This window comes from Streptomyces sp. CA-135486 (assembly GCF_050936555.1).
GTDB lineage: Bacteria > Actinomycetota > Actinomycetes > Streptomycetales > Streptomycetaceae > Streptomyces.
Genome location: NZ_JBNJMM010000001.1, coordinates 715,312 through 741,540, shown reverse-complemented (window position 1 = coordinate 741,540; position 26,229 = coordinate 715,312). Strand labels below are relative to the sequence as shown.

Here is a 26,229-nt window from a genome sequence, read left to right as displayed (position 1 = left end):
CCCCCGGCGTCAGCTTCGCGACGCCGACCGTGCCGGTCGGCTCCGGACACTCCGGCTTCGTGCATCGTCATGCTCCTGCCCTCGCCAAGTGCCGTTCCCCGCCGGGCTGTTCAGAGTGCGGACCGGGATCCGGGGGATGCCGCCTTCGGCGTACGAACCACAGCGCCGCGCCACCCGCCGCCAGCACTCCCGCGACCGCTGCCGCCACCGTCCCCCAGGGGACGAAGGCAGCCGACGCCGACGCCTCGGCCCTCGCGTCGCCCGAGGCCGTCGCCTCGATGTGGACCGTCACCGAGTCCAGAGCGGGAGGATCGGGCCACTTCTCGGCGAGGCCGACGCGCCGACCCGGGAGCAGTTCCACCGGCAGCGTCCGCGGCGCCCGGCGCAGCACCTGCCCGAACAGGCCGTCCGCGCGGAACGCGACCCGCGGGCTCAGGACCGTGTTGCCGCGGTTTACCAGGGTGTAGTGGATCGCCCCGGTAAGGATCCGTACGTCCTCGACCGTGAACGCCGCCAGCGTCGGGCCGCTGACCCGCAGATGGATCCGTACGCCCGACTCGCGGCCGTCCGACGCCGCCATGATCGCGCCCGGGTGGTCGCCCGGAAGCGCCCCGGACGGCACCGTGACCGAGAAGGGGATCTCGGCGCGGGTGCGCGGCGGGACCGTCAGGGTTTCGGAGGCGAGGGTGATCCAGGTGCCGGCGCCTGTGGACGTCCGGTCGCCGCGGACCGCGAGGGCGCCCGACGGCTTGTTGTACGCGTCCGCCGGGCGCAGCCGTACGGTGAGCGGCTTCGCGCCCGGGTTCGTCACGGACACCGTGTCCTCGAGCACCGTGCCGGGCACGCCCTCCAGATAGACGTACGCCCTGCCGCCGCCGGGCTCGACCGTCCAGGCCGCCGAGGCCGCCCGCGCCGCGGGCATGCACAGAGCGGACATCAGCGCGGCGACGACGAGTGTGCGGAGCGGGCGCATCCGCACGGGTCAGCTCGCGGTCCGCTGACCGCGCCGGGTCAGCCAGAGCACCCCGGCGGCCCCGGCCAGCAGCACCGTGCCGCCGAGCGTGCCGAGCGCCGTCGCCGAGTCGAGCGGGCCGGTCCTGGGCAGTTCGCCGCCGCCGGACGGCGTGGTCCGGGAGCCCGTCGCCCCCGTGACAGCCAGTTCCAGTGACGGCTTCGGATTGTTCTTGGGCGTGCAGGTGGTCGTCGTACCGAGCGCCTTGATCGTCAGCACCCCGGCGGTGAAGGTGACCTTGCCGTTCCTCTTGGGGGTGTACGTACCCGCCAAGTCACTTATCTTGATAGGGGTGTTGGCGGGGATCGCCGCCGCGTTCGGCGGCCCGGACACCGTGACCGTGCCCTCGCCGGCCCCGCCCAGCTTGATCAGCGCGCTCGGCTTCATCGCGCCCTTGCCGAGCTCGACCGGGCTGGACGAGACGCCCTTCTGGAACGACATGGTCAGCTGGTAGCCGCTGCCGCTCTTGACGGCCTTGATGTCGATCGGCGAAACCGCGCCCTTGGGCCCGATCGGCGTCTGACACTGGTAGTCGACGTCTACGACGCCGGCATGGGCAGCAGGGGCGGCCATCAGCACCACCGAGCCCGCCACCGCGGCCGCCAGCGCGAGAGCTGTCCGCTTCTGGTACGACACCTCGAGTTCCCCTCATGCCGGAAGTCGCCACAAGTCACTGATGAGACAAACTGACGACACATCAGATCGGGCGCTCAAGGTACGCCGGGGACCTTGGGGAGGGAAGACAAAGAGCACGCCGTATTGGCGTGCTCCACAAGAGCTTCAAAACCTTTTCCACACCCTGCGAGCGGGGCGCGAGGTGCTACGAGGGGGCGGCGAGCTCCGCCCACACTGTCTTGCCGGGAGCCCCGGGCACCCGTACAACTCCCCAGTCCATACAGAGCCGTTGGACGATGAACATGCCGTGTCCGCCGGGCCGTCCCGCTCGATGCGGGGTGCGCGGCGCGGGCTGCCCGGCGCCCCGGTCCGAGACCTCCAGGCGCAGCACCTTGCCGTCGCAGCCGACTTTCAGCTCCTCCGGACCCTCCGCGTGCAGACAGGCGTTGGTGACCAGTTCCGAGACGACGAGCAGCACATCCTCGGCCGCCGCCCGGCGGTCGGCCGTGGCGGCGGGCAGCCACCCCCAGTCGTACAGCGCCTGGCGGGTGAAGTCTCGGGCGAGCGGAACGATGCCGCTGGCACTGCCCAGGGCAAGGCTGCGCACCGCCCCGCCGGAAACCCCGGAGGAGGCGGTGGCGCCGGGCGGCTCGGAGCCGCGGTCGCCCGGCGGCTGCTGCCGGGTGGTGCTCATCAGCGCTTCACCTCACCGATTCACCAATTCGCCATTACGTCGATACTGAGAGTTCCGGGCTGTCATCGCTCTGCGGGGTTCTCCTGCCCTGCCGAATCGTGACAACACCCACTACGCCGCCGTTGCGCGTGGCGCGAACAACAACAGAGGGGGCCTGTCAGCCGGAGAGAGCCGCTTCGAGGGAATCGTGCACGGTGAAGACCGCCTCCGCCCCGGTGATCTCGAAGACTCTCGCCACTACGGGCAGCATCCCTGCCAAATGGACCCCTCCCCCGGCGGCCTCCGCCTTCAGCCTCGCGCTGAGCAGCACATTGAGGCCGGTGGAGTCGCAGAACTCGAGCTGTGAGCAGTCGATGACCAGGCGTGCACACCCCCGTTCGAGCGCATGCTCGAGCGGCGCGCTGAGCAATTCGGCGGTGTGGTGATCCAACTCACCCGCCGGTTTCACGATCTCACTGAGGCCCTCGGTCCGGACCTCGACCTGAAGCCGGCCCCGATTCGCGCTGCCGACCGTGCCGCGGTCCATGCCGTCCCTCTTCGCCGTGTCGTTTGCTGCGTCATCACTGCGTACTTGCCGATTGTCGTCACATCGTCCGCCGGGTCGCCCGGTGCGCCCGGCACCGTCGATCGACAGCGCCGACGTCCGTCGAACATTACGCCCTCCACGCGCAGACCTGCTAGCCGAACTCCCGGCCAAAACGGACATATCGAACATATGGCACTTGCAACGGCCAGTGGGAAGCGGGTAGGCCTAGATAAGACACAACCAACCACGACCGGCTTTGGAGGCGCCGCTCACCGCAGCGCATGTATTGGCATCGGCAGCCATATGCCGAGAACGATGGAGGACACCATGTCACCGCGGCTCGACGAATCGCGTACCCCCACCGCGCCGTCGACACTGCCCACCCCCGCCACCGTCCCTTACGAGGGCCCGGAAGGCCTGGAAGGGCTGCCTGAGATTCCCCCCTTCGACGAGGTGGCTGCGCTGGACGCCCGCGCCCTGTCGAAAACCCTCTTCGGACGGCTGGAGTCGCTCGAGGAAGGTACCCACGAGTACGCCTACGTACGCAACACACTCGTCGAACTCAACCTGGCACTGGTCAAGTTCGCCGCCTCCCGCTTCCGCACCCGCAGCGAGCCGATGGAGGACATCATCCAGGTCGGCACCATCGGCCTGATCAAGGCGATCGACCGCTTCGAGCTCAGCAGAGGCGTGGAGTTCCCGACCTTCGCGATGCCGACCATCATCGGCGAGATCAAGCGCTTCTTCCGCGACACCTCCTGGTCGGTGCGGGTACCGCGCCGGCTCCAGGAGCTGCGGATCGACCTCGCCAAGGCGGGCGACGAACTCTCCCAGCAGCTCGACCGCGCACCCACCATGGGCGAGCTGGCGCAGAAGCTCGGCATCAGCAGGGACCAGGTCGTCGAGGGCATGGCGGCGAGCAACGCGTACACCGCGAGCTCGCTGGACGCGCAGCCCGAGGAGGACGACTCGGAGGCCGCGCTCGCGGACCGCATCGGCTACGAGGACCACGGTCTCGAGGGCATCGAGTACGTCGAGTCGCTGAAGCCGCTGATTGCAAGCCTTCCGCCACGGGACCGTAAAATTCTCTCCCTGCGTTTCGTCGCCAACATGACCCAGGCGGAGATCGGCGAGGAGCTCGGGATCTCGCAGATGCATGTGTCCCGGCTGCTGTCCCGCACCCTGATCAGCCTCAGGAAGGCCCTGACGCTCGAGGAGTGAGCAGGATCTGCCGGGGACGCGCCGCACAGGCCGTTCGAAGGGCCCATTCCGTCAAGGAATGGGCCCTTCCCCGTTATTGACGGGGCAGTCCCGTTTGGTCCACATTGAGCGGGGGTTAGTGGGGGGACAACATGGCTCTTGGGGAGGGCTGCCCGGCGGCGTACGCACCACTGGAAGCGCTGATGCGCAACCGCCTGGGCAGGGAATGTCTGTATGTGCCGTCATGCCGTCTCGGGCTCTATGTGGCGCTGCGCCACTGGTGCCCGCCCGGCGGCCGGGTGCTGATGTCCCCGGTCAACGACGACGTCATCTTCTTCGTGGTGCTCGCCGCCGGGCTGCGTCCCGTACAGGCGCCGCTCAGGCCCGAGGACGGCTCCATCGACATGGCGGCCGTGCCCGAGTCCGTATGGCGCGGCCTCGGTGCCGTGCTCACCACCAATCTGTACGGAAATCCCGACCCGGCTCCCGAACTGCGCGCCCGCTGCGACCAGTTGGGGATACCGCTCATCGAGGACGCCGCGCACGCGATCGGCAGCGAGACGGCCGGGCAGCCGGTCGGGAGCTTCGGCGACGCGTCCGTCTTCAGCCTCTCCAAACACACCGGGGCCAAGACCGGCGGATTCCTCGCTGTCGCCGACCCGGCGCTGCGGGCGGGGCTGGAGCGGGCACGGGACGAGCTCCTCGAACCGGCACGGCTGGCGGCGGAGCTCGGCTACGGCCTGCGACCGTACGCCGAGGCGGGCGTGCGGGGGCTGCGACTGGTGGCGGCGGCCCGCGCCACCCTGCGGCTGCTCGGCCTCGAGGAGCGCCAGGACATCCGGATGGAGCTGCGGCCCGGCGAGCTGAAGGAGGCGCTGTCCGCCGCGCCGCCCGCGAGCCCGGCAAGATCCGGCAGACAGGCCTTGGCGGACTTCCACTCCTGGATACGCGTGGACATGCACGACTACCGGCTCAGACCCGGCGGGCTGCGGCTGCGGCGCACCGGGCGGCTGCTGAGGCACCTGGAGAGCCGGCTGGCGGCCCATCGCGCCGGGGCGCTGCGGCTGTCGGCCACCCGATGGGCGCTGCCGGGGCCCGGCCCCGTGCAGCCGCTGTTCCGGGTGCCGCTGCTGGTGGAGGACCGCGACGCCGCCATCGCGGCGCTCGCCCGGCGCCGAATAACGACCGGCTATCTCTACGACCCGCCGCTGGACACCTACGCCGGCGAGGTCTTCACCGATCCGTCGCCCGCACCGGAGGCGGCCGCCTGGTTCGCCCGGCACGCCCTGCCCGTCGACCCGCTGCGGGCGGACGCGGCGATATCCGTACTCACCGAGCTGGGCGCCCGGCCCGCAGTGCCGCCGTCCGGGGCCACGGCCGCACCGCCGCCCGTGCGGGGCGACCGCGGTGTCTGACACCACCCGGCTGCGCAAGCCGTCGGACGCCGCGCCGCCGCCCGCGCCGTCCGCCCCGGACGTGACCGGGGCGGACGGCGCGGCGAAGCCCGCCAGCGGCGACTCGATGTTCCGCAACGCCTACGCGCTGATGCTCTCCACCGGCGTCTCCGCGGCCCTGGGCCTCGGCTTCTGGCTGGTCGCCGCCCGCTACTACACGGAAGAGGCCGTCGGCGAGGGCTCAGCGGCCATCGCCGCCATGCGGCTGCTGGCCTCCATCACCGCCACCACCATGATCGGAGCGGTCGTACGGTACGTCCCGCGCGCGGGACGGGCGACCGGACCGCTCGTGTGGCGCGCCTACGCGGCCAGCTCGCTGGTGGTCTGTGCCGCGAGCGCCGCCTTCCTCTTCACGCTCGATCTGTGGGGCGCCTCGTTCGCGCCGCTGCACGGACTGACCGCCGGGCTCTTCTTCACCGTCGCCTGTGTCGCCTGGGCGCTGCTCACGCTCCAGGACGGCGTACTGACCGGTCTGCGCAAGGCGGTCTGGGTGCCTGTCGGCAACGCCGTCTTCTCGACCGGCAAGCTGCTGCTGCTCGTCGTCTTCGCCACCACCATGCCGGTGCTCGGCATCTTCGTGTCCTGGGCGCTGGCCATCGCCCTGTCGGTGCTGCCGCTCGCCTGGCTGATCTTCCGCCGCCTCATCCCCCGCCAGGAGGCAGCCGACCGCAACCGCGAGCCGCCCGGCATGCGGGAGCTGGGCCGGTTCCTCGCCGGGGACTCGGTCGGCGCACTGTTCAGCCTCGCGATGATCAACCTGCTGCCGGTGATCGTCGCGGTCCGCTTCGACGCCGCGCACAACGGTTTCTTCTACACGGCGTACACCGTCGGCGGAACGATGGAGTTCATGGCCATCAACATGGCCTCGTCGCTCACCGCGCACGCCTCGCACAGCCCGGAGAGCCTCGCCGACGGCGTGCGCGGCGCGCTGCGCCGCATGGCGATCCTGCTGGTGCCCGTCGTCCTGATCCTGATCCTCTTCGCCCCGCAGATCCTCACGCCGTTCGGCGCCCACTACGCCGAGCACGGCACCACCGTGCTGCGGCTGCTGGCCGCCGCAGCCCTGCCGCGGGTCGCCGTCGAGCTGTACATCGGGGTGCTGCGCGTCCAGGGACGTACGGGTGTGCTCGCCGTTCTCCAGGGCACGATGTGCGCGCTGGTGCTCGGCAGTGCGGCCGTGCTGCTCGGCCGCACCGGGATCTCCGGCGCGGGCTGGGCGATGCTGCTGTCGATGACCTTCATGGCCGCGGTCTCGGCGCCGGGACTGCGTGCCGCGCTGTCGGGCCGCGAGCCGCGGCCCTCCCGGCTGGCCCGGCTGCTGTACCGGGGGCGCGAGGAGGAGATCGAGTACGGCACGACCTGGGCCCGGAAGGCCGCCGACCGGCGCCGGCAGGCGGCGGCCGAGTACGCGAAGGAGTACGGGACGGACTGGGCGCGGCAGACCGCGTATCTGCGCGGCGCCCACGACGACACCGCCACGCCCGCCTTCGGCATCGTCCACGTACAGGATCCGGCGGCCCGGGCCACCGCCGGGCGCCCGGAGGCCGACCCCGGCGAGGAGCGCCTCGCCCTCGTGCTCTGGGCTCTTCTCGGGCTCGCGGCCGTGCTCTTCTGGGGCCCGATGTTCCACGCCCCGGACATCACGATGGGCCGGCTCTCGGGTACCCGGCTGCTGGCGGCGCTGCCGCCGGTCACGCTCACCGCGGGCATCCTGCTGATCGTCGTGTACTGCGCCGCGCTCTCGCTGCTGCGACCGCGCCCCGTGCTGCTCGGCGCCTCAATGCTGGTCACCTGTGCCGCGCTGCACACGGCGCCCGCCGTGCTCGGCTGGGAACCGGAGCCCGCCGAGGGCGCGTGGTACGAGACACTGGCCGGCTTCCTCGCGTCGGCCGCCGGCCTCGACAGCCCCGAGCCGCTGCTGCGCTGGCTGCCCACCGTCTGCCAACTCCTGTGTCTGGTCGCCGTGCTGGCGATGGTGCGGGCGGCCGGAGTGCCGGTCGCGGCGCAGTGGGGGGCGCTGTGGCTGCTCGCGGTGTGCGGCTGGGCGCTGCAGAGACCTCTCGCGCCCTTCGCGCTCCCGCTCCAACTGCTACTGACCTGTGCGGCGTTGGCACTGATCTGGATACGCGCGGCGCGTTCGGCGCCGGCTCGGAACTGAACCACCAGGGGGACAAAGCGTGCACCAGCCAGCCACCGACGCCGGGAGACCTGTGGCCGCCCCCCACCACCGGGCCGGGAACGGCTCAGCAATGGATCTCGCCGATCTGCCCGTTGCCGACCACGCACGCTGGGCGGCCCCGCTGCGCCTGGCCGCCCCGCTCGCCGGTGCGCTCGCGCTGTGGGCGTTCGCCGTGGCCCGCACCGACACCTCACGGCTCGGCGACTTCGGTCTTGTCGGGGCGCTGCCCGCTGCCTTCTGGATCGCCCTGGCGCTGCTGACGGCGGGCTTCTGGATCTGCGTACGGGATCCGCTGCGCGCCAACCGGTGGTCACTCGCGTACACGGTGGGCCTGATCGTGCTGGAGCGCGCCACCCAGGCGCTCGTCTACCCCACCCCGCTCTACTCCTGGGCGTGGAAGCACGACGCGGTCATCGAGCATCTGCTCACGGCGGGCGGTCTGCAACGCGGCGGCCGGCTCGGCGACATGGCGGTGTACGACCAGTGGCCGGGCTTCTTCGCCGCGCAGGCCGCGCTCGTGCGGCTGACCGGCGTGGAGAACGCCGCGATGTACATGGCCTGGTGGCCGCTTCTCTCCAGCCTGCTGCTGCTCGCGCCACTGCTGCTGATCTACCGCACCTTCACCCAGGACCGCCGGCTGATCTGGACCGCGGTCTGGCTCTTCTACGTCGCCAACTGGGTGGGCCAGGACTACTTCTCGCCGCAGTCGCTGGCGCTCGCCCTGCATCTCGGCGTGATCGCGATCGCGCTGAGGCGCGGCGAGCGGCCGACGCGCGGCCGCAGATCGCGGCAGGTGCTGTGGACCGCACTGCTCATCCCGCTGATCACCGCCATCGTCATCTCGCACCAGCTCACCCCGGTGATGCTGGTGGCGTCTCTCGCCGTGCTCTGTGTGACCCGGCGCTACCGGGACTGGACCCTGCTGATCACTCTGCTGCTGGTGTTCCTGGCCTGGAATCTCACCGCCTCGCTGCCGTTCCTGCGCGAGGCGGTGCCCGAGATGGTGAGCTCCTTCGGCGATGTGAGCCACAACCTGGAGACGGGGTACGGGTCGACGCCGACCGGCACCGGACCGGTGATCGTCTCCTGGGTCTCCCGGTTCCTTTCGGCCTCCGTACTGCTGCTGGCACTGATCGGCGTGCTGCGCAGAAGGGTGCTGCGACATCGCGCGCGGCCGCTGCTGCTGCTCGGCGCGGTCCCGCTGCTGATGCTGGTGGCCAATGACTACGGCAGCGAAATGATCTTCCGGGTGCTGTTGTTCATGCTGCCCGGCGCCTGCTTCTTCGCGGCGTCCGCGCTGCTGCCCGACGTACGGCCGCTGGCCGCCGAGCCCGGCGGGCACGGTGCGCCGCGGCCCGTGACGGGCCTGCGCGCCGTGCTGCCCGGCGTCGCCCTGCTCGCGCTCACGGCGGCGTTCGTACCCAGCTACTCGGGCAAGGACCGGCTCAGTTACTTCCCGCCGCAGGAGGTCGCGCTGGTCCGGCAGGTCCTCGACGTCGCGCCCAAGGGCTCTCTTGTCGTTGCCGCCCACCGCAACTACCCGCTCGCATACGCTTCGTACTGGAATGTGCAGCACTACTGGTTTCTCGACGATGCCAAGAGCCATGTCGAGGAGATCCTGAGGGACCCGGCCGCAACCCTCGCCCGCGACATGGCCTCCGTCGAGCCGCCCGGCCGGGCGTACTTCCTGCTCACGCAGGGCCAGATCGCCAACTCCGAGATGAACGGCATGCTCACCGGCGAACAGCTGCGGAGCATCCAGAAGTCCGTCGCGGCCTCGCCGCTCTTCGCGCAGGTGGGCCGCAACAGCGCAGGTGTCGTCTACGAACTCAGGCGCACGGAAGCCACGAAAGCGACCAAAGACACCGACAGCTCGGCGGGGAGGACCCCATGAGACCTCAGACGCTCGCGATCCGGCTGCTGCCGCCGTTCGTGGGCTGGTGCGCCATCGGCGCCACCGCCCTCCCCGCCGGATCCCCGCTGCGGGCCGCGCCCGTCGCCGTGTTCCTGCTCGCCGGTCCCGGAGCCGCCGCCCTGCGCGTCTGCGGACCCGCCCTGACGCGTCATCGGGCGATAGGACCGGTGGAGAGCTTCGACCACGGCTTCGAACGGGACTCCGACCGTCTTGAGCAGCTCGTCCTGGTGGCCCTGCTGAGCGTGAGCGCCGCGGCCATCAGCGCCACGGCGCTGATGGCCGCGCACGCGTTCAGCGGCCAACGGGTCCTGGTGCTGCTCACCCTGCTGACGATGCTCGCCGCCTGCTGTCCGCAGCTGCGCTCCAGCCGGACCAGTACCGCGCGGGCATCGTCACCGCCGCAGAAAGGCGCACCTCTGTGACGTTACCCCGACGCCCCTTCCACGGGGCGCCAGGCATCCATCGAAGGCCGCACGACCGACGACGGCTGTGGGCCGTTTCCACGGCTCTCGTCGGTGTGCTGCTGGCGGGAGTACTCGCCCTGAAGACTTCCGGAACATCCGGCTCCAACGCCTCGGAGCACAGCGCGGAGTGCCGCCCGACCATGCTTCTGGTGCCGCGCTGCGGCGCCTGGTTCGGCGCCTATGTACGGCACAGCAAGCCCGACCTCGAACAGAACGTCCTCGCCTACGAGAAGCGCATCGGCCGCACGCTGGACATCGTGTACACGTACCACGACATGTCCGTCGGCGGCCTGGAAGGACAGCTGCTGACCGAGCAGGAGCAGCGCGTCGGCAGGAAGCGGATGCTGCTGCTGTCCTGGGAGAGCAAGCGGTGGAGCGGCAGCCCGGCCGAGCAGCCGCGGTGGAGTCAGATCGCCTCGGGGGCGCTGGACAAGAGCGTGATCGACGTCCAGGCCAGGCGCATCAAGGCGTACGGGAAGCCGCTCTTCCTCTCCTTCGACCTGGAGATGGACACCCGAACCCCGGCCAGCGGCACACCCGCCGAGTACGTCGCCGCCTACCGGCACATCCATGACCGGTTCCGCGAGCTGGGTGTGACCAATGTGGTGTGGACCTGGATCATCACGGGCTACACCGGCCACAGCGAGCTGTTCCGGGGGCTGTATCCGGGCGACGCGTACGTCGACTGGATCGGCTACAACCAGTACAACTACTACCGCTGCCACAAGGCGCAGTGGCAGAGCTTCGCGCAGACCCAGACGGCCTCGCACGACTGGATCCGCGAGCACATCTCCGCCGGCAAACCGCTGATGCTCTCGGAGTTCGGCACGGCGGACGAGCCGTCGAAGCCGTCCGCGCAGGCCGAGTGGTACGAGCAGGTGCCGCGTGTGGTGAAGCGTCTTGAGGGCGTGCACGCCGCGCTCCAGTGGAACTTCCGCGACCCGGGTCCCGGCTGCGATCTCTCCCTGGCCAGGGACGAGTCCTGGGAGAGCCTGCGCAAGGCGGTCGCCGACCCGTACTTCAACCAGGTCAGACCCGGATCCTGAGGCGTCAGCCCGCGAAGACCGGGCCCTTGACGGCGGCGCGGGCGCGCCGGAAGAGCCGGTACCCGATCGTCGGAAACGAGTCGGGATACGGCGCGACCGGCGCGCCACGCCCGTCCATCCACGCCTCGATGTCCGCCACCGTGTGGCCACGTCGCAGGATGAGGCGGGCGATGCGGTACGACTCGTCGGTCTCGGAGCTGAGCGCGTGCCGTACGGCCACGGCCGAGGCATAGCCCGCGTCGAGAGCGGCCTTGCGCACCGCCCGGCTGTTGTAGCCGTGCGGATAGGCCAGATGCGCCACCTCATGGCCGAGCAGGTCCTGGAGCACCGCCTTGGGCTCACGCAGTTCGCGACGAAGGGCCTGGGGCGGGAGCGTGTCCAGCTGCGGATGGGTGACGGTGTGGGCCCCGACCTCCAGGCCGTACTGCTCGAGCAGCGGGGCCTGCGAGAGTGTCATCATCGGCGCGGGCGGCAGCAGACTGCGCCCGCCCGGCGTGATCGCTCCGGTGGTGAGGTACGCGGTTGCCGGCAGTGAACGGCGGGCGAGCGCCTCGGCGGTGGGGCCGGGCAGATCGGCGAAGCCGTCGTCGAAGGTGAGCACGACGGGCCGGTCCGGAAGCGGTGAGTTGCCCGCGAAGTGGCCGGCGAGCGCGCTGATCCCGACCGGTGTGCGGCCGCTGTCCACGATCGCGTCGAGCTGCGCGCCGAAGTCCTTGGGCGTGACGGTGAATTCGGCGATCCAGTCGGGCGGGTCGTCCATCACGGCGTGGTAGAGCAGTACGGGAATCCGGGGTGTCGTCATCCGTCCCCCAGCGATATGGCCCGTTGGTCCCAGGGAAGCGGCAGGCCCCGGACCCGGCGGCGTGCCTTCGCGTACCCGAGGGGCCCTGCGAGCATGCCGCGGCGCTCGAGCCGGGAGAGATGACGCGGCCATGGATAGTCCTGCGCGCCGTGCCCGCCCGGCACCGCCGCCCCTGCCGCGTCGCGGTGGGCGGTGATGGTACGGGCGTGGGCCATTCCCCGGGGGAGCTTGCGCAGCAGCGCGGGCAGCATGGCGGGATGGCGGGCGAGTACGGCGGTGAGATACGCGGTCAGGCCCGCGCCGTAGCCGTACGCCTGGTTCTTCAGGTCCTGCCAGGTCTCCCGGTGGTGGTGCCAGACCAGTGCGTCGGGTGTGTAGCGCAGCCGGTGCCCGGCGACGAGGACGCTGACGAAGGCATAGAGATCGTCGCCGCCCCTGGCGGGGGTGCCGGTGCCGGTGGCGGGGTCGAAGCCGCCGATGTCGCGCAGCGCCGTGGCCCTGAAGGCCATGTTGGCGCCGGAGCCGAAGCTGCCCGCGGTGAACGGGAAGAGCGGTTCGCCCGCGGGCGGGCGCGCCGGATCGTACTCGCGCGCCGCGAAGCCCTTGGCGAAGCCGCCGTGGCTCTCCAGGAGGATCTGCGCGGGCGTGCGCAGCCGGGCGGGAAGGATCAGGCCGGTGGCGCAGCCCAGCCCCGGATCGGCGGCGAAGGGCGCGGTGAGCGCGGTGAGCCAGTGCGGGTCGGCCACCACGTCGTCGTCGGTGAAGGCGATGACCGCGCCGTCGGCGACGGCGATGCCGCGGTTGTGGGCGACCGCGAGACCGGGTACGGACTCGCGGGCATACCGGACGCGCTCGCCGTATTTGCGCTCGACGAGGTCCTGAGTGGCGCTGGTCGCGGGCGCGTTGTCGACGACGACGATCTCGAAGTCCGGGTGGTCCTGGGCGAGCAGCGAGTCCAGCGCGCGGGCCAGCTGGTCGGCGCGCTCGCGGGTGGCCACGACGACGCTGGTGCGCGGCAGATCGCCCTCGGGGCGCCCGGCGTCCCGTGGTGGCCGCGCGCCGGGGGCGTCGTCTCCGTGCGCGTAGTCTCCCGCGAGTTTCGCGCGGGCCGCGGCGGCCACGGCGTCCGCGGGCTGCTTGCCGGGCGGGACTCGGCAGACGACGGTGGCGACGGGACGGCCGCGCAGGCGTACGAGGGCGTAGACGTCACCGCCGCGGACGGCCGGTCCGCCCGGCAGGGCGGGGCCGAATCTCAGGACGGCGCCGTCGGGCCCGTCCAGGTCGAGCTCGGTGACCTGGAGCTCGGCCGGCCGCGCTCCGTGCGGTGTGCTTTCCATGGCTCTCCCCCGTCAGTGGCCGCGGAGGCGGCCGACCTGCTTCAGCGTCTGCTGCGCGTACCCGGCGAGCCGCGGCCGGTTGCGTACGAAGCTGTGCGCGAGGCGCGAGGGCTCACGGCTCATCCAGTACAGGGCCGCCCCCGCCCCCGGCCGTACCGAGGAGCCTTCGTGCACCCGCAGCTCGCCGGTCTTCAGCGAGTCCTTGTACTCCGAGGACCCGCGCCCCAGGTCGAGCATCCCGATGCCGTCCGCGGCGGCGGACTCGGCCATCCGCAGATGCAGGATCAGGCCCGGTGAGTACTTGGCGAACTCCGGGTCGTACGCGGGAAACCAGCAGGACAGGACGGTGCGCGAGCGCAGCCCGAAGTGCGCGGCGACGGGCCGGTCGGCGACGTACAGCACGGAGAGCACTCCGGTGCAGCCGGGCGTGCGCGTCTCGTGCAGCAGCCGGACCAGGGTGTTGATCCACTCCTTGGCGAAGCGGTCCCTGCGGCCGGTCCTGCGGTACTGCGCGGACTTCCACCCCATGAGCGTGCGCAGCGCGGCCGGGTCGCGCTCGTCGAACACGAACCGTATCTCGCCGGCCTGCCGCCCCAGTTTGCGCTCCTTGGCGAGGGTCGTCCTGAGGAACTTGGGCGACTGGGCGCGCAGAATCTCTTCGTAGGCCGCGTATCCCGCGCCGACGTCGATGACGGGCGAGGTGAACTCCTCGGCGACGGAGGGGACGAACAGTGCCTGGTCGGCTTCGAGGTTGTCGAACTCCCAGGCGGAGAGCGCGCAGGCGCGCAGCAGCTCGCGGGGCGCGATGCGCACACCGGGGCGCAGAACCGCGCCCTGGCAGTCGGAGACGCCGAGGCCTATCGCCCTCCCCCGGCCGAGCGGCCCGCGTTCGTACGGGAAGAAGCCGGCCGGCTGTCCGTCCTCCCAGAGCACGGCCACTCTGGCGGCGGGCCGCACGCGGCCGACGGCCAGGGTGAACTCGGGCTCCATGAACGGGTTGGCGGGCGCGCCGCTCTTCGCGCGCAGCTCTCGCCAGGCCTCTATCTCCGCCTCGGCAAGATCGTCGGGTTTCACCACATCTATACGTACGGCACTGCGGACACCGCTCAACTCGACCCCCCGGTCCTCCCCCTTGAGCCATTCCCCGGTACAGGACGGTACCGGTCCATATACCGACAGGGTAGGGAGCGTCACCCTTTTTGTGACGGATCCGTGAAGGAGTCGAGAAGGGGGGATACGGATGATGTTCGAGTGACGGAGGGGGGTGGCACTCCGACCGCGATCCGGCCTTCGGCGGCCGCGCACCGGATGGGCGTCAGCGCCCGCCCAGAGCGGCGTTCACGGCGGCCTCGGCATGCAGCCGGGTCGTCGGGAACACGGGCACCGGGCTGTCCTTCTCGCCGATGAGCAACTCGATCTCGGTGCACCCGAGTACGACGCCTTCCGCCCCCGCGGCGACGAGCTTGCCGATGACGTCCTGGTACGCGGAGCGGGACTCCTCCCGTACGACTCCGCGGCACAGCTCCTCGTAGATCACCCGGTGCACCAGCGCCCGCCCGTCGGCGCCGGGTGTGAGCACCTCGAGACCGTGCCCGGCCAGCCGGTCCCGGTAGAAGGCCTGCTCCATGGTGAAGGCGGTCCCGAGCAGCCCGACCCGGGTGAGCCCCTCGGCGCGTACGGCATCGGCGGTGGCATCCGCGAGATGCAGCAGCGGCACGGAGACGGCCGCCTCCACCTGGCCCGCGACCTTGTGCATGGTGTTGGTGCAGATCAGCAGCAGGTCCGCGCCCGCCGCCTGAAGGCCCCGGGCGGCGTCGGCGAGGATCTCACCGGCGCGCTCCCAGTCGCCCGCGACCTGGAGCTCCTCGATCTCCGCGAAGTCGAGGGAGTGCAGGATGCAGGGGGCGGAGTGGAGACCACCGAGCCGCTCCCGTACGAGTTCGTTGAGAAGCCGGTAGTACTCCGCACTGGATTCCCAGCTCATGCCGCCGATCAGCCCGATGGTCTTCATCGCCCCACTGTGCCACCCGGCTCGGCCGCCCTTGTGGCAATTAACAAAATATAATGAAAGCGACAAAAGAACCTTCTCGGGGACACTCCCGCGGGAGGCACCATGATGGCGTCGCACAACGCAGAACCCGCCCAGCCCCTCCAGCACCGAGACCTCTGGCCGGGGATAGCCGGTCTTGCGGCAGCGGGGCTGCTGATCGCCGGGTATGTGCTGTGGTGGCGCACACCGGATGTCGGAGGGAGCGGCGCGCTCAGGAGAGTCCTGTTCTTCTACCTCAAGGAGAGCAACCGGGACGCCTCCGAAGCCACGGCGCTGGTCCTGCTCGCGGCAGGCCTGCTGTTCCTGTTCTTCCTGGTCGCCCTCTCCCGCCTGGCCGGGAACCGCTCGCACCTGGTGCTGGTGGGAGGCACGGTCTTCACGTCATTCCTCATGGTCGCCGCGATCGCGGGGAACATCTTCGCGATCACGGTGGAGCACACCGATGTGTTCCCGGTGCTCCCGGGGACCTCGCTGATCGCGATCCTGCTGCTGAACGCGGCGTACGCCGCGATCGTCGCGGCGATGGCGGGAGCGGCGGTGATGCTGTTCGCGGTCTGGCGCGCGGCCCAGGACAGCCATGGCATCCCGCCCTGGCTCGGCTGGTCCGGCCTGGTGGTGGCGGTGCTGTCGCTGGCCGGACCGTTCAGCGCGTGGCTGACGCCGGTGCTGCTGGCGGCGTGGGTGCTGGGGGCGAGCGTGGTGCTGATTCTGAACGCGCTCGAGAGCAGGCGCGAGGGAACGAAGAGGAAGGGGGAGGGGGAGACTCCCGCGGTCCCGCCGCCCGGGCAGGCTGCCCCTTAGCCTTCGATCCGAGGGGGACTTGGCGCCGTAGCCTCGGAGCAAGCAGCCCGACGAGAGGACGCGCCCATGCCCCCAGTCATCGCGGTCACCGGAGCGAGCGGCCAGATCGGCGGGCGTCTCGCGCGGCGGCTCTCCGGGCAAGGGGTGGGGGCGCGGCTGCTGGGGCGTGATCCCGGACGGCTGCCGGAGCTCGCCGGGTGCGTCAAGGCACCGCCCGCGGCCTACGGGGACGGCGAGGCCATGCGGCGGGCGGTCGACGGGGCCGGCGTTCTCTTCCTGGTGTCGGCGCACGAGTCGGCCGACCGGGTGCGGGAACACATCACCGCCGTGGACGCGGCCGTCGCGGCGGGGGTCGAGCGGATTGTGTACGTCTCGTTCATGGGGGCCGCGCCGGACGCCACGTTCACCTTCGCGCGCGACCACTGGCACACCGAGCAGCACATCCGCGGCACGGGTCTCGCGTACACCTTCCTGCGGGACAACCTCTATCTGGCCGCGCTGCCCGCCATGACCGGCGCGGAGGACGGGGTCATCCGCGGTCCTGCCGGGGACGGGAGGCTCGCGGCGGTGGCGCACGAGGACATCGCCGATGCGGCCGCTGCCGCACTGCTCGGGGACGGGCACGACGGAACGACGTACGACATCACCGGGCCCGAGGCGCTCACCCTCGCGGAGGCCGCCGCCGAGCTGAGCCGCGCCACCGGGCGCGACATCCGCTATGTGCCGCAGACCCGCGAGGAGGCGTACGCCTCACGTGCCGGATACGGAGCCCCGGAGTGGGAGGTCGCCGGATGGGTGTCCTCGTACGAGGCGATCGCCGCCGGTGAGCTGGCCACGGTGTCCGATGCGGTACCGCGGCTCACCGGGCATCCGGCGATGTCGTTCGCCGAGTTCCTGACGCTGAATCCGGGCAGTTACCGGCACCTCTTGCCCTGACGCCACACGTGCGACACGAGCGGCACGCCCGGCCGGTACGCGAGGTGGACATGGCTCGGCGCGTCGAGCAGTACGAGGTCGGCGCGGGCGCCGGGGCTGATGCGGCCGACGTCGTCCCGGCGCAGGGCCGCCGCGCCGCCCGCCGTTGCCGACCAGATCGCCTCGTCCGGGGTCATCCCCATGTCCCGTACGGCCAGGGCGATGCAGAAAGGCACCGAGGACGTGAAGGACGAGCCCGGGTTGCAGTCCGTGGACAGCGCGACGGTCGCGCCCGCGTCGAGGAGTCGGCGGGCGTTCGGCCACTCGGCGCGGGTGGAGAACTCCGCGCCGGGGAGCAGGGTGGCGACGGTCGCGCTGCCGGCCAGGGCGTCGACGTCCGCGTCCGTGAGATGCGTGCAGTGGTCGGCGGACGCGGCGTCGAGCTCGACGGCGAGCTGCACGCCGGGGCCGTGGCCGAGCTGGTTGGCGTGCACGCGGGGGTGCAGGCCCTTGGCCCTGCCGGCGGTGAGGATCGCGCGGGCCTGGTCGCCGTCGAAGGCGCCCTTCTCGCAGAAGACATCGACCCAACGGGCGTACGGAGCACAGGCGTCGAGCATCTCGCCGGTCACGAGGGCGACATAGCCGGCGGGGTCGTCGGCGTAGTCGGGCGGGACGATGTGGGCGCCGAGGTAGGTGACCTCGTCGGTGTGCTCCGCGGCGATCCGCAGGGCACGGGCCTCGTCCTCGACGGTCAGCCCGTAGCCGGACTTGGTCTCGAAGGTCGTGGTGCCCTGGCGCAGTGCCTCGTCGAGGTAGCGCGTGAGGTTCGCTTCGAGCGCCTCGTCGGTGGCGGCGCGGGTGGCGGCGACAGTGGTGCGGATACCGCCGGCGGAGTAGGCGCGGCCGGACATCCGGGCGTTGAACTCCTCGGTGCGGTCGCCCGCGAAGACGAGGTGCGAGTGCGAGTCGACGAACCCGGGGATGGCGGCGCGGCCGCCGGCGTCGACGGCGTCGTCGGCTGCCGGGGCGTCGGCGGTGGGCCCGACCCAGGCGACGCGGGTGCCGTCGAGGACGACGGCGGCGTCGTGGATGAGGCCGAGGGGGCCTTCGCCCAGGGCGGGGTCGTTGGTGACGAGGCTGCGGATGTTGGTGACAACGGTGCTCATGGGTTCCTCTCCAGGGGGTGACCGGGGCTCCGCCCCGGACCCCGCGCCTCAATCGCCGGCGAGGCTGATTCCGGCGCGGGGTGGCGGAAACGCAGCATCACGAACGCAGGGCCGCGATCGACGTGGCCAGCGCCCGCGTCACGTCCGGGATCAGCGTGTGCACCCCGTCCCGCACAACCTGCCGGCCTCCCACAATCGTGTGGCGTACATCCGCCGACGTCGCCGCGAACACCGCCGTCTCGACCGCCAGCCGCGGCAGCGGACCCGCCGTACGGACCGAGTCCAGGGCCACCGTCGTGAAGTCCGCCAGCGCGCCGGGCTCGATGCGGCCCGCGTCCGGGCGGCCCAGCGCGGTGTGGCCGTCCGAGGTCGCCGCGCGGAGCAGGGCCGCCGCCGTCCAGTGGCCCCGGGTCCGGGTGCGCAGGCGTTCGTTCAGTTCCATCGCGCGGGCCTCCTCGAGGAGGTCGATCACCGCGTGGCTGTCGGAGCCGAGGGAGAGCGGGGAGCCCGCGTGCTGCAGGGCGACCGCCGGGCCGATGCCGTCCGCCAGGTCGCGTTCCGTCGTCGGGCACATGCACGTACCCGTGCCGGAGGAGCCCAGCAGCGCGATGTCCTCGTCCGTCAGGTGCGTGTTGTGGACGCCCGTCGTCCGCGGGCCCAGCACGCCGTAGTCGGCGAGCAGCCTCGTGGGGGTGCAGCCGTGCGCCGCGAGGCAGGCGTCGTTCTCCGCCCTCTGCTCGGAGAGGTGGACATGGAGCGGGGCCCGGCGGGCGGTGGCCCATTCCGCGACCGTGCTCAGCTGCGCGGCCGGGACGGCCCGGACGGAGTGGATCGCGGCGCCGATCAGCGCATGGTCGCTCCCCTTCAGCGCCGAGACCCGCTCCGCCCATGCCTCTGCCGTGCCGTCGGAGAAGCGCAACTGGTGCTTGTTCGGCGCCTCGCCACTGTGCTTGTTCCTGATGGCTGACGACAGATACGCCGTGTCGAGCAGCGTGATCCGGATCCCCGCGTCCGCCGCCGCCGCGATCAGCGCCTCGCCCATCGCGTTCGGGGCGGCGTACGAGAGGCCCCCGGGCGCGTGGTGCAGATAGTGGAACTCGCCGACGTTCGTGATCCCCGCCAGCGCCATCTCCGCGTACACCGCTCGCGCGAGCTCGAAGTACGTCTCCGGGGTGAGCCGCGAGGCCACCTGGTACATCACCTCGCGCCACGTCCAGAACGTGCCGGAGCCCACCTGCACGGTGCCGCGCAGGGCCCGGTGGAAGGCGTGGCTGTGCGCGTTCGCGAGGCCGGGGATCGTCAGGCCGCGCAGGACCTGGGCCCCCGGCGGCGGGGCCTGTGCACCCTTGCCTACGGCCGTGATCCGGCCGTCAGCCACCTCCAGGGCCACGCCCGGCTCGACGTTCGTGTCCAGCCAGGCGTGCTCCGCCCAGTACGTCAGCTGCACGCCAGGCCCTCCAATACGTCGGCGAGTGCGAGCACTCCGGCCACGCAGTCGTCCTCGGCGGCGAACTCCGCCGGGGAGTGCGAGACGCCCGTCGGGTTCCGTACGAACAGCATGGCCGTCGGGATCGAGCCGGACAGAATGCCCGCGTCATGGCCCGCGCCCGTGCCGAGCACGGGGACCGCACCGCCCAGGATCTTGTTCAGCTCGTCGCGCAGGGCGTGCTCGAACTCGACCACGGGCGTGAAGGACTCCCGTACGACTCTCAGATCGATGCCGTCCCGCTCGGCCCGTTCCTTCGCGGCCCGCTCGATCGCGGTGACGACCGTGTCCAGCGTGGCCTGGTCGGCGGCGCGCGAGTCGAGCCAGCCGCGTACGAGGGACGGGATCGCGTTGACGCCGTTCGGCTCGACGGCGATCTTGCCGAACGTGGCGACCGCGCCCGCGAGTTCGGCCTCGCGGCGGGCGGCGAGGACCGTCTCGGCGTAGGTCAGCATCGGGTCGCGGCGGTCCACGAGCCGGGTGGTGCCCGCGTGGTTGGCCTCGCCGTGGAAGTCGAACCGCCAGCGGCCGTGCGGCCAGATCGCGGAGGCGATGCCGACGCGGTCCCCGGACAGGTCCAGCGCCCGGCCCTGTTCGACATGGAGCTCGACGAACGCGCCGATGCGGGCGAGGCGTTCGGGGTCGGGTCCGATGCGTGACGGGTCGTACCCGGCGCGCTCCATGGCCTGCGGGAGGGTGATCCCGGCGCCGTCGCGCAGCTCGTACGCCGCCTCGCGGGTCAGCTGTCCGGAGGTGAGCCGGGAGCCCACGCAGGCGAGCCCGAAGCGGGCGCCTTCCTCGTCACCGAAGTTGGTGATGGCGAGGGGGCGGCTGAACTGCACGTCCCTGCCGCGGAGTTCGTCGAGGGCGGCGAAGGAGGAGACGACGCCGAGGGGACCGTCGAACGCGCCGCCGTCGGGGACGGAGTCGAGGTGGGAGCCGGTGACGACGGCGTCACCGGCACAGGGGTCACCGAGCCAGGCCCACTGGTTGCCGTTGTGGTCGACCTCGAAGGTGAGGCCGCGGGACTCGGCCTGCGCCTGGAACCAGGCACGGCAGTCACGGTCGGCCTCGGTCCACGCGTACCTCCGGTACCCGCGGGTGTCGGCGTCGCGCCCGATCGGGGCAAGGTCGCCCCACATCCGGTGGAACGAGTCCCCGGCCCGGCCCCTCGGGCCGGTGCCGCCCGATGCGGCGGAACCGGCTGGATTGCCCGCGTCCGACGTCACGCGTCGCCCTCCCGCATCGGGACCCGCACGCCGCGCTCGTCCGCGACCGACTCCGCGATGTCGTAGCCCGCGTCCACATGCCGGATGACACCCATGCCCGGGTCGTTGGTCAGCACCCGGCGGATCTTCTCGCCCGCGAGCTTCGTGCCGTCCGCCACGGAGACCTGGCCCGCGTGGATGGAGCGGCCCATGCCGACGCCGCCGCCGTGGTGGATCGAGACCCAGCTCGCGCCCGACGCGACGTTGACCATCGCGTTCAGCAGCGGCCAGTCGGCGATCGCGTCGGAGCCGTCGAGCATCGCCTCGGTCTCGCGGTACGGGGAGGCGACCGAGCCGCAGTCCAGGTGGTCGCGGCCGATGGCCAGGGGGGCGGCCAGTTCGCCGGACGCCACCATGTCGTTGAAGCGCTCGCCCGCGCGGTCCCGCTCGCCGTAGCCCAGCCAGCAGATACGCGCCGGCAGGCCCTGGAAGTGGACGCGCTCGCCGGCCATCTTGATCCAGCGGTGCAGGGACTCGTTCTCCGGGAAGAGCTCGAGCATCGCCTTGTCGGTCTTGTGGATGTCCGACGCCTCGCCGGACAGGGCCGCCCAGCGGAACGGGCCCTTGCCCTCGCAGAAGAGCGGCCGGATGTAGGCGGGTACGAAGCCGGGGAAGGCGAACGCCCGGTCGTAGCCGGCCAGTTGGGCCTCGCCGCGGATCGAGTTTCCGTAGTCGAAGACCTCCGCGCCCGCGTCCATGAAGCCGACCATCGCCTCGACGTGCTTGGCCATCGACTCCCGCGCGCGCTGGGTGAAGTCCGCGGGCTTCTCCGTCGCGTACGACGCCATGTCGTCGAAGTCGACGCCGATCGGCAGGTAGGCGAGCGGGTCGTGGGCCGAGGTCTGGTCGGTCACGATGTCGATGGGCGCGCCCTCGGCGAGCATCCGCGGCAGCAGCTCCGCGGCGTTGCCGAGCAGGCCGATGGAGAGCGGCTTGCGGGCGTCGCGGGCCTCGACGGCGAGCTGGAGCGCGTGCTCCAGCGAGTTCGCGCGCACATCCAGGTACCGGTGCTCGATACGGCGCTCGATCGCGCGCGGGTCGACGTCGATACAGAGCGCGACGCCGTCGTTCATCGTCACGGCGAGCGGCTGCGCGCCGCCCATGCCACCGAGGCCGGCGGTCAGGGTGATCGTCCCGGCGAGCGTGCCGCCGAACTTCTTCGCCGCCACCGCCGCGAACGTCTCGTACGTGCCCTGCAGGATGCCCTGCGTGCCGATGTAGATCCAGGACCCGGCCGTCATCTGGCCGTACATGGTGAGGCCGAGGGCCTCCAGCCGCCGGAACTCCTCCCAGTTCGCCCAGTCGCCGACCAGGTTGGAGTTGGCGATGAGCACGCGCGGCGCCCACTCGTGCGTCTGCATGACGCCGACCGGACGGCCGGACTGGACGAGCATGGTCTCGTCCTGCTTCAGCGTCTGCAGCGTGCGCACCATCGCGTCAAAGGAGCGCCAGTCACGCGCGGCCTTGCCCGTGCCGCCGTAGACCACGAGCTTGTCGGGGTGCTCGGCGACCTCGGGGTCGAGGTTGTTCTGGAGCATGCGGAGGGCGGCTTCCTGCTGCCATCCCAGGGCGCTCAGTTCCGTACCGCGCGGTGCCCGTACGGGGCGGGGTCCTGACATGGCAAAGCCTCCTCGCGACTGCGACCATCACTGTTGGCGGTTCTATTCACATCCTGAGGCTCTGAATAGTCTTAGTCAACAGCTGCGGTGCGGCCGCTCGGATGATTGGCTGGCCGACATGCCTTTCGACCGCCGGGACCAGGCCGTACGCGCAGCAGTCGAGCAAGGGCTTCTCAGCGAGGCTCAGCCCGTCGTCGCCCTCCTCGACGTGGCCGGAATCCGCGCCTCGGCCGCCGCGCTGCGGGCCGCTTTCGCCGCCGTCACCGACGCCCCCGTGCTGCACGCCTTCGCCGTGAAGGCCGCCCCTCTCGTGCCCGTACTCGCGCTGCTGCGGGCCGAGGGCATCGGGGCCGAGGTGGCGAGCCCCGGCGAGCTGGCCCTGGCCACCGCGGCCGGCGTCCCGCCGTCCCGTACCGTCCTCGACTCCCCCGCCAAGACCCCCGCCGAGCTGCGCGAGGCCCTCGCGCTCGGCATCGCGGTCAACGCCGACAACCTCTCGGAGCTCGAGCGCGTCGACGCCCTTGTCGCCGCGACGCCCACCACGTCACCGCTCGGGCTGCGCGTCAATCCACAGGTCGGCAGCGGCGCGATCGGGGCGCTGTCCACGGCCACGCCGACGTCGAAGTTCGGTGTCGCCCTGCGCGACGAGGGAGCCCGCGACCTGGTCGTACGGGCCTATATCGACCGCCCCTGGCTGACCCGGCTGCACGCCCACTCCGGCTCCCAGGGCATGCCGCTGACCCTGATGGCGCAGGGCATCCGGGCCGTGTACGAACTCGCCGAGGAGATCAACACGGCGGCCGGGCGGCAGCAGATCGACACCGTCGACATCGGCGGCGGCCTCCCGGTCAACTTCGCGTCGGACGAGCAGACCCCGACCTTCGCCCAGTACGCGCGGCTGCTGGCGGAGCTGGTCCCGGGGCTGCTCGACGGGCGCTACGGCCTGGTCACCGAGTTCGGCCGCGCCCTGCTCGCCAAGCACGGCACGGTGCTGGCGCGAGTGGAGTACGCCAAGAGCGCGGGCGGCCGCCCCATCGCGGTGACCCACGCCGGCGTCCAGGTCGCGACGCGTACCGTCTACGACCCGGTCTCCTGGCCGCTGCGCATCGCCGCGTACGACTCGGCGGGACACCCGAAGGCCGGTCCGGCCGTCAAGCAGGACATCGCGGGGCCGGCCTGTTTCGCGGGCGACCTGCTCGCGGAGGCGCGGCCGCTGCCGCTGCTCGAACAGGGCGATGCGATCGCGGCGCTGGACACCGGCGCGTACTACTTCTCGAACCACTACGGCTACAACAGCCTTCCGCGGCCCGGGGTTTACGGCTTCCTCGAAGACGGTGACGCGGCGGTGCGGTTCGCGACCGTACGGGCCCCGCAGAGCATGGCGGAGATCGTCGCCGAGTCGGGCGGCGCACAGCCCGGCGCACTGGTCACACCCGGACACGCCTGAGGGGCGCACCCGGACACGCCTGAGCCCGTACGCTAGCGGTGCCGGGGCATGTTCCGATGGAAAATGCCACAACTCCCCTCATCCGCAGCCACGTTGCGTAACCTTCCCGTCACTGCCGCACAACAGTGCGTGGAACGCCGTAGCGGGGAGGGGAGTCGGCGTGCGCGGAATCGACGAGTGTCTGCTGGAAGCCATGCTGGTGCCGGGCGCGCGCGGTGCAGCCATCGTGGACTGGATCAGCGGCCTCGCGCTCGGCACGGTCGGTGAGGCGCCGGGCAGCGACCACGAGGCCACCGCCGCGGAGACGGCCGAACTGGCCAGGAGGGCCAACGAGTACACCGCGTGCACGCCCGAGGAGTCCGGGCCCACGGTCGAGGACCTCATCGTCACCACCCGCACCAACTATCACGTGGTGCGTTTCGTCGAGACCAGCTTCGACAGCAGCGTGTTCCTGCATCTCTGGCTCGACCGGGACCTGGGCAACCTCGCACTGGCCCGGCTGCGCCTCCAGAATCTCGCCGAAGGGCTGGTGCTCCAATGAGAGCGGCCGTCTCCCCGATGCTCGTCCGACTCGCGGACGAGCGGGCCACGGGCGTGCTGGTACGTGACCGCGGCACCCTCTATCTGGCCGACGGCGAGGTCGTGCACGCCGAGAGCCCCGATGCGCCCGGACTCGACGTCCTGCTGACCGCGAGCGGCCGGCTGCGGCCCGACAGCTGGGCGGACGCGGTCGCCCAGGCGGCCTCGCGCCGCGAGGTCGGCCGCTATCTGGTCGACAGCGGCCAGGTGGCCGGCGGCGAGCTGGAGATCTGCCACCTCGGTGCGCTGTTCGACGCGGCCTTCTTCGCGCTGGCGCGCGCGAGCGGGCCCACCCGCTTCCGCTACGGGGTCGCCCACTGGATGGGCCGGGTGCGGCCGGTACCCACCCGGGCCGTCGAACGCGAGTCGCTGCGGCGCAGCCGGCTGCTGGACTCCATATGGCCCCACCCCGCGGTCGACACCGCGCCGGTGGAGCGCCGCCTCGACCCCGCGGGGCGTGGCCTCAGCCCCCGCCGGCAGTCGCTGCTGAACCTCGCCGACGGTGTGCGCACCCCGGCAGCCATCGCTCGGGAGCTGGGACGCCCCGCCTTCAACACCCTGATCGAGGTACGGAGGCTGGCCGCCGCCGGGCTCATCGCCACGCCCGACGGGTCCGCAACCCCGGCGCCCACCGGGCCCGCCGCTGCCGCAGCCGCTGCCGAAGCCACCGAGCCGCCGTCCGTCCTGGACTCCGCCCTGCTCCGCCGGCTCCGCGACGCACTGGAGGCAACCCTGTGAGGCAGCGCACCGTCCACCAAATCCCTTTCCCCCCGTCATGAGGCGCGCGATGAGGTGCGCGCCGAGAGGAGAGCGCTCATGACGACCGAGGCCGACGTGCTCGCCGAACTGAAACGGCTGCGCGTGCACGTGCCGCAGCTCACCGGCGCACTCGCCGCCAGCTCGGACGGTCTTGTGCTGGCGGCGGACACCGCGGAGGCGGAGAGCGTCGCCGCGCTGACGGCCGCCGCCCTCGGCGTCGCGGTGCGGCTGACCGAGGCGACCGGACAAGGAGGCTTCCGCGAGCTGCTGGTCCAGGGTGAACGGGGGTACGTCGCGACCTACGCGGCGGGCTCCTCGGCCGTCCTCACCCTCCTGGCCGAGCCACGCATCAACGTGGGTCGGCTCCACCTCGAGGCCCGCCGCTCCGGCACGCGCATCGGCGAACTGGTCGACGGCGCCCTCGAACGACCGGAGAACACCTGACCCATGACCGACACACCATCGCGAACACCCAGTAGACGGAAAGGAAGTGCGCATCTCATGGCCAACACGGAAAGCGCCCTCAAGGAAGCCATCACTGTCATCGACGGGGCGATCGGAGCCGCGCTCGTCGACTACAGCAGCGGAATGGCCCTCGGCACCGTGGGCGGCGGAAAGGACCTGGATCTCTCGGTGGCTGCGGCGGGCAACACCGATGTGGTGCGTGCCAAGGTGCGCACCATGGAGCAGCTCGGGCTCAAGGACGGGATCGAGGACATCCTGATCACGCTCGGCACCCAGTACCACCTGATCCGCCTGATGAAGGGCCGCGGGGCCAACGGCCTGTTCCTCTATCTGGCACTCGACAAGGACCGCGCGAACCTCGCGATGGCCCGCCACCAGCTGAAGAAGATCGAGGCCGAACTGGAGGTCTGACCGCCCGCGGCCCCGAAAG

The 26,229-nt window shown here is 71.6% G+C and carries 25 protein-coding genes; 13 read left to right on the top strand and 12 right to left on the bottom strand.

Annotated elements, in window-relative coordinates; all coding sequences use genetic code 11:
* Positions 1-67: 67 nt before the first annotated feature.
* The 4 genes from ACQEVG_RS03415 to ACQEVG_RS03400 form a co-directional block, all read right to left on the bottom strand.
* On the bottom strand, positions 68-973 hold the full coding sequence (locus tag ACQEVG_RS03415) for a COG1470 family protein (protein WP_432976755.1): 906 nt from the start codon (positions 971-973) through the stop codon (positions 68-70).
* A gap of 9 nt (positions 974-982) precedes the next feature.
* Complete coding sequence (locus ACQEVG_RS03410; RefSeq protein WP_432976752.1) at positions 983-1,648, bottom strand: peptidase; 666 nt, start codon at positions 1,646-1,648, stop codon at positions 983-985.
* A 184-nt stretch (positions 1,649-1,832) separates the two neighbouring features.
* Positions 1,833-2,321, bottom strand: coding sequence for an ATP-binding protein (locus ACQEVG_RS03405; protein WP_432976749.1), 489 nt, complete (start codon positions 2,319-2,321; stop codon positions 1,833-1,835).
* A gap of 157 nt (positions 2,322-2,478) precedes the next feature.
* Positions 2,479-2,847 carry an STAS domain-containing protein gene (locus ACQEVG_RS03400; protein WP_432976746.1) on the bottom strand — a complete coding sequence of 123 codons (369 nt, stop codon included), beginning with the start codon at positions 2,845-2,847 and terminating at the stop codon, positions 2,479-2,481.
* A 327-nt stretch (positions 2,848-3,174) separates the two neighbouring features.
* On the opposite strand from ACQEVG_RS03400, the gene ACQEVG_RS03395 reads away from it, so the two are divergent.
* The 6 genes from ACQEVG_RS03395 to ACQEVG_RS03370 all read left to right on the top strand — a co-directional run bounded on the left by ACQEVG_RS03395 (position 3,175) and on the right by ACQEVG_RS03370 (position 11,105).
* A complete protein-coding gene (locus ACQEVG_RS03395) occupies positions 3,175-4,068 on the top strand; it encodes an RNA polymerase sigma factor SigF (RefSeq protein ID WP_432976743.1) in 894 nt (297 codons plus the stop codon).
* A gap of 182 nt (positions 4,069-4,250) precedes the next feature.
* The gene (locus tag ACQEVG_RS03390; protein WP_432985016.1) at positions 4,251-5,462 is read left to right on the top strand and encodes a DegT/DnrJ/EryC1/StrS family aminotransferase; all 1,212 of its coding nucleotides are present in this window, start codon (positions 4,251-4,253) and stop codon (positions 5,460-5,462) included.
* Positions 5,455-7,659, top strand: a complete 2,205-nt coding sequence (locus ACQEVG_RS03385; protein WP_432976740.1) for a lipopolysaccharide biosynthesis protein — start codon at positions 5,455-5,457, stop codon at positions 7,657-7,659. Before ACQEVG_RS03390 ends, ACQEVG_RS03385 begins: the two co-directional genes overlap by 8 nt.
* 52 nt (positions 7,660-7,711) lie before the next feature.
* Positions 7,712-9,574 (top strand): glycosyltransferase, encoded by a 1,863-nt coding sequence (locus ACQEVG_RS03380; RefSeq protein WP_432976737.1) that lies wholly within the window; start codon positions 7,712-7,714, stop codon positions 9,572-9,574.
* Positions 9,571-10,017 carry a hypothetical protein gene (locus ACQEVG_RS03375; protein WP_432976734.1) on the top strand — a complete coding sequence of 149 codons (447 nt, stop codon included), beginning with the start codon at positions 9,571-9,573 and terminating at the stop codon, positions 10,015-10,017. Before ACQEVG_RS03380 ends, ACQEVG_RS03375 begins: the two co-directional genes overlap by 4 nt.
* The gene (locus ACQEVG_RS03370) at positions 10,014-11,105 is read left to right on the top strand and encodes a glycoside hydrolase family 26 protein (protein ID WP_432976731.1); all 1,092 of its coding nucleotides are present in this window, start codon (positions 10,014-10,016) and stop codon (positions 11,103-11,105) included. The genes ACQEVG_RS03375 and ACQEVG_RS03370 overlap by 4 nt, the downstream gene beginning before the upstream one ends.
* Before the next feature lie 4 nt (positions 11,106-11,109).
* Here the strand turns inward: ACQEVG_RS03370 and ACQEVG_RS03365 are convergent, their stop codons facing one another.
* The 4 genes from ACQEVG_RS03365 to ACQEVG_RS03350 all read right to left on the bottom strand — a co-directional run bounded on the left by ACQEVG_RS03365 (position 11,110) and on the right by ACQEVG_RS03350 (position 15,255).
* A complete protein-coding gene (locus tag ACQEVG_RS03365; protein WP_432976728.1) occupies positions 11,110-11,907 on the bottom strand; it encodes a polysaccharide deacetylase family protein in 798 nt (265 codons plus the stop codon).
* Positions 11,904-13,244, bottom strand: a complete 1,341-nt coding sequence (locus ACQEVG_RS03360; RefSeq protein WP_432976725.1) for a glycosyltransferase — start codon at positions 13,242-13,244, stop codon at positions 11,904-11,906. Before ACQEVG_RS03360 ends, ACQEVG_RS03365 begins: the two co-directional genes overlap by 4 nt.
* Before the next feature lie 12 nt (positions 13,245-13,256).
* A complete protein-coding gene (locus tag ACQEVG_RS03355) occupies positions 13,257-14,354 on the bottom strand; it encodes a GNAT family N-acetyltransferase (RefSeq protein ID WP_432976722.1) in 1,098 nt (365 codons plus the stop codon).
* 205 nt (positions 14,355-14,559) lie between these two features.
* On the bottom strand, positions 14,560-15,255 hold the full coding sequence (locus ACQEVG_RS03350; RefSeq protein ID WP_432976719.1) for an aspartate/glutamate racemase family protein: 696 nt from the start codon (positions 15,253-15,255) through the stop codon (positions 14,560-14,562).
* 102 nt (positions 15,256-15,357) lie between these two features.
* Here ACQEVG_RS03350 and ACQEVG_RS03345 point away from each other — a divergent pair, with 102 nt between their 5' ends.
* Both ACQEVG_RS03345 and ACQEVG_RS03340 read left to right on the top strand, forming a co-directional pair.
* The gene (locus ACQEVG_RS03345) at positions 15,358-16,095 is read left to right on the top strand and encodes a hypothetical protein (RefSeq protein WP_432976716.1); all 738 of its coding nucleotides are present in this window, start codon (positions 15,358-15,360) and stop codon (positions 16,093-16,095) included.
* Between the two features lie 66 nt (positions 16,096-16,161).
* A complete protein-coding gene (locus ACQEVG_RS03340; RefSeq protein ID WP_432976713.1) occupies positions 16,162-17,031 on the top strand; it encodes an NAD(P)H-binding protein in 870 nt (289 codons plus the stop codon).
* On the opposite strand, the gene hutI is transcribed toward ACQEVG_RS03340, so the two are convergent.
* From hutI to hutU, 4 genes are all read right to left on the bottom strand, one after another.
* On the bottom strand, positions 17,010-18,176 hold the full coding sequence (gene hutI / locus ACQEVG_RS03335) for an imidazolonepropionase (protein ID WP_432976710.1): 1,167 nt from the start codon (positions 18,174-18,176) through the stop codon (positions 17,010-17,012). The genes ACQEVG_RS03340 and hutI overlap by 22 nt on opposite strands.
* A 97-nt stretch (positions 18,177-18,273) precedes the next feature.
* Complete coding sequence (locus ACQEVG_RS03330; protein ID WP_432976707.1) at positions 18,274-19,623, bottom strand: formimidoylglutamate deiminase; 1,350 nt, start codon at positions 19,621-19,623, stop codon at positions 18,274-18,276.
* Positions 19,614-20,804 carry an allantoate amidohydrolase gene (locus tag ACQEVG_RS03325; protein ID WP_432985013.1) on the bottom strand — a complete coding sequence of 397 codons (1,191 nt, stop codon included), beginning with the start codon at positions 20,802-20,804 and terminating at the stop codon, positions 19,614-19,616. Before ACQEVG_RS03325 ends, ACQEVG_RS03330 begins: the two co-directional genes overlap by 10 nt.
* An 83-nt stretch (positions 20,805-20,887) precedes the next feature.
* Complete coding sequence (gene hutU, locus ACQEVG_RS03320) at positions 20,888-22,549, bottom strand: urocanate hydratase (RefSeq protein WP_432976704.1); 1,662 nt, start codon at positions 22,547-22,549, stop codon at positions 20,888-20,890.
* A 118-nt stretch (positions 22,550-22,667) separates the two neighbouring features.
* Here hutU and ACQEVG_RS03315 point away from each other — a divergent pair, with 118 nt between their 5' ends.
* The 5 genes from ACQEVG_RS03315 to ACQEVG_RS03295 all read left to right on the top strand — a co-directional run bounded on the left by ACQEVG_RS03315 (position 22,668) and on the right by ACQEVG_RS03295 (position 26,210).
* Entirely contained in the window at positions 22,668-23,996 is a 1,329-nt protein-coding gene (locus tag ACQEVG_RS03315; RefSeq protein ID WP_432976701.1) for a diaminopimelate decarboxylase, read from the top strand.
* A 160-nt stretch (positions 23,997-24,156) separates the two neighbouring features.
* Positions 24,157-24,537, top strand: coding sequence for a hypothetical protein (locus ACQEVG_RS03310; RefSeq protein ID WP_432976698.1), 381 nt, complete (start codon positions 24,157-24,159; stop codon positions 24,535-24,537).
* Positions 24,534-25,313, top strand: coding sequence for a transcriptional regulator (locus tag ACQEVG_RS03305; protein WP_432976695.1), 780 nt, complete (start codon positions 24,534-24,536; stop codon positions 25,311-25,313). Before ACQEVG_RS03310 ends, ACQEVG_RS03305 begins: the two co-directional genes overlap by 4 nt.
* A gap of 78 nt (positions 25,314-25,391) precedes the next feature.
* Complete coding sequence (locus ACQEVG_RS03300) at positions 25,392-25,778, top strand: roadblock/LC7 domain-containing protein (RefSeq protein ID WP_432976692.1); 387 nt, start codon at positions 25,392-25,394, stop codon at positions 25,776-25,778.
* A 57-nt stretch (positions 25,779-25,835) separates the two neighbouring features.
* Positions 25,836-26,210, top strand: coding sequence for a hypothetical protein (locus ACQEVG_RS03295; protein WP_432976689.1), 375 nt, complete (start codon positions 25,836-25,838; stop codon positions 26,208-26,210).
* Positions 26,211-26,229 lie beyond the last annotated feature (19 nt).

Excerpts from the sequence above, each read along its gene's own strand:
- ACQEVG_RS03415 (WP_432976755.1), bottom strand. The coding sequence starts at position 973 with ATGCGCCCGCTCCGCACACTCGTCGTCGCCGCGCTGATGTCCGCTCTG.
- ACQEVG_RS03405 (WP_432976749.1), bottom strand. The coding sequence starts at position 2,321 with ATGAGCACCACCCGGCAGCAGCCGCCGGGCGACCGCGGCTCCGAGCCG.
- ACQEVG_RS03400 (WP_432976746.1), bottom strand. The coding sequence starts at position 2,847 with ATGGACCGCGGCACGGTCGGCAGCGCGAATCGGGGCCGGCTTCAGGTC.
- ACQEVG_RS03395 (WP_432976743.1), top strand. The coding sequence starts at position 3,175 with ATGTCACCGCGGCTCGACGAATCGCGTACCCCCACCGCGCCGTCGACA.
- ACQEVG_RS03390 (WP_432985016.1), top strand. The coding sequence starts at position 4,251 with ATGCGCAACCGCCTGGGCAGGGAATGTCTGTATGTGCCGTCATGCCGT.
- ACQEVG_RS03375 (WP_432976734.1), top strand. The coding sequence starts at position 9,571 with ATGAGACCTCAGACGCTCGCGATCCGGCTGCTGCCGCCGTTCGTGGGC.
- ACQEVG_RS03365 (WP_432976728.1), bottom strand. The coding sequence starts at position 11,907 with ATGACGACACCCCGGATTCCCGTACTGCTCTACCACGCCGTGATGGAC.
- ACQEVG_RS03360 (WP_432976725.1), bottom strand. The coding sequence starts at position 13,244 with ATGGAAAGCACACCGCACGGAGCGCGGCCGGCCGAGCTCCAGGTCACC.
- ACQEVG_RS03350 (WP_432976719.1), bottom strand. The coding sequence starts at position 15,255 with ATGAAGACCATCGGGCTGATCGGCGGCATGAGCTGGGAATCCAGTGCG.
- ACQEVG_RS03345 (WP_432976716.1), top strand. The coding sequence starts at position 15,358 with ATGATGGCGTCGCACAACGCAGAACCCGCCCAGCCCCTCCAGCACCGA.
- ACQEVG_RS03340 (WP_432976713.1), top strand. The coding sequence starts at position 16,162 with ATGCCCCCAGTCATCGCGGTCACCGGAGCGAGCGGCCAGATCGGCGGG.
- hutI (WP_432976710.1), bottom strand. The coding sequence starts at position 18,176 with ATGAGCACCGTTGTCACCAACATCCGCAGCCTCGTCACCAACGACCCC.
- ACQEVG_RS03325 (WP_432985013.1), bottom strand. The coding sequence starts at position 20,804 with ATGTGGGGCGACCTTGCCCCGATCGGGCGCGACGCCGACACCCGCGGG.
- hutU (WP_432976704.1), bottom strand. The coding sequence starts at position 22,549 with ATGTCAGGACCCCGCCCCGTACGGGCACCGCGCGGTACGGAACTGAGC.
- ACQEVG_RS03315 (WP_432976701.1), top strand. The coding sequence starts at position 22,668 with ATGCCTTTCGACCGCCGGGACCAGGCCGTACGCGCAGCAGTCGAGCAA.
- ACQEVG_RS03305 (WP_432976695.1), top strand. The coding sequence starts at position 24,534 with ATGAGAGCGGCCGTCTCCCCGATGCTCGTCCGACTCGCGGACGAGCGG.
- ACQEVG_RS03300 (WP_432976692.1), top strand. The coding sequence starts at position 25,392 with ATGACGACCGAGGCCGACGTGCTCGCCGAACTGAAACGGCTGCGCGTG.
- ACQEVG_RS03295 (WP_432976689.1), top strand. The coding sequence starts at position 25,836 with ATGGCCAACACGGAAAGCGCCCTCAAGGAAGCCATCACTGTCATCGAC.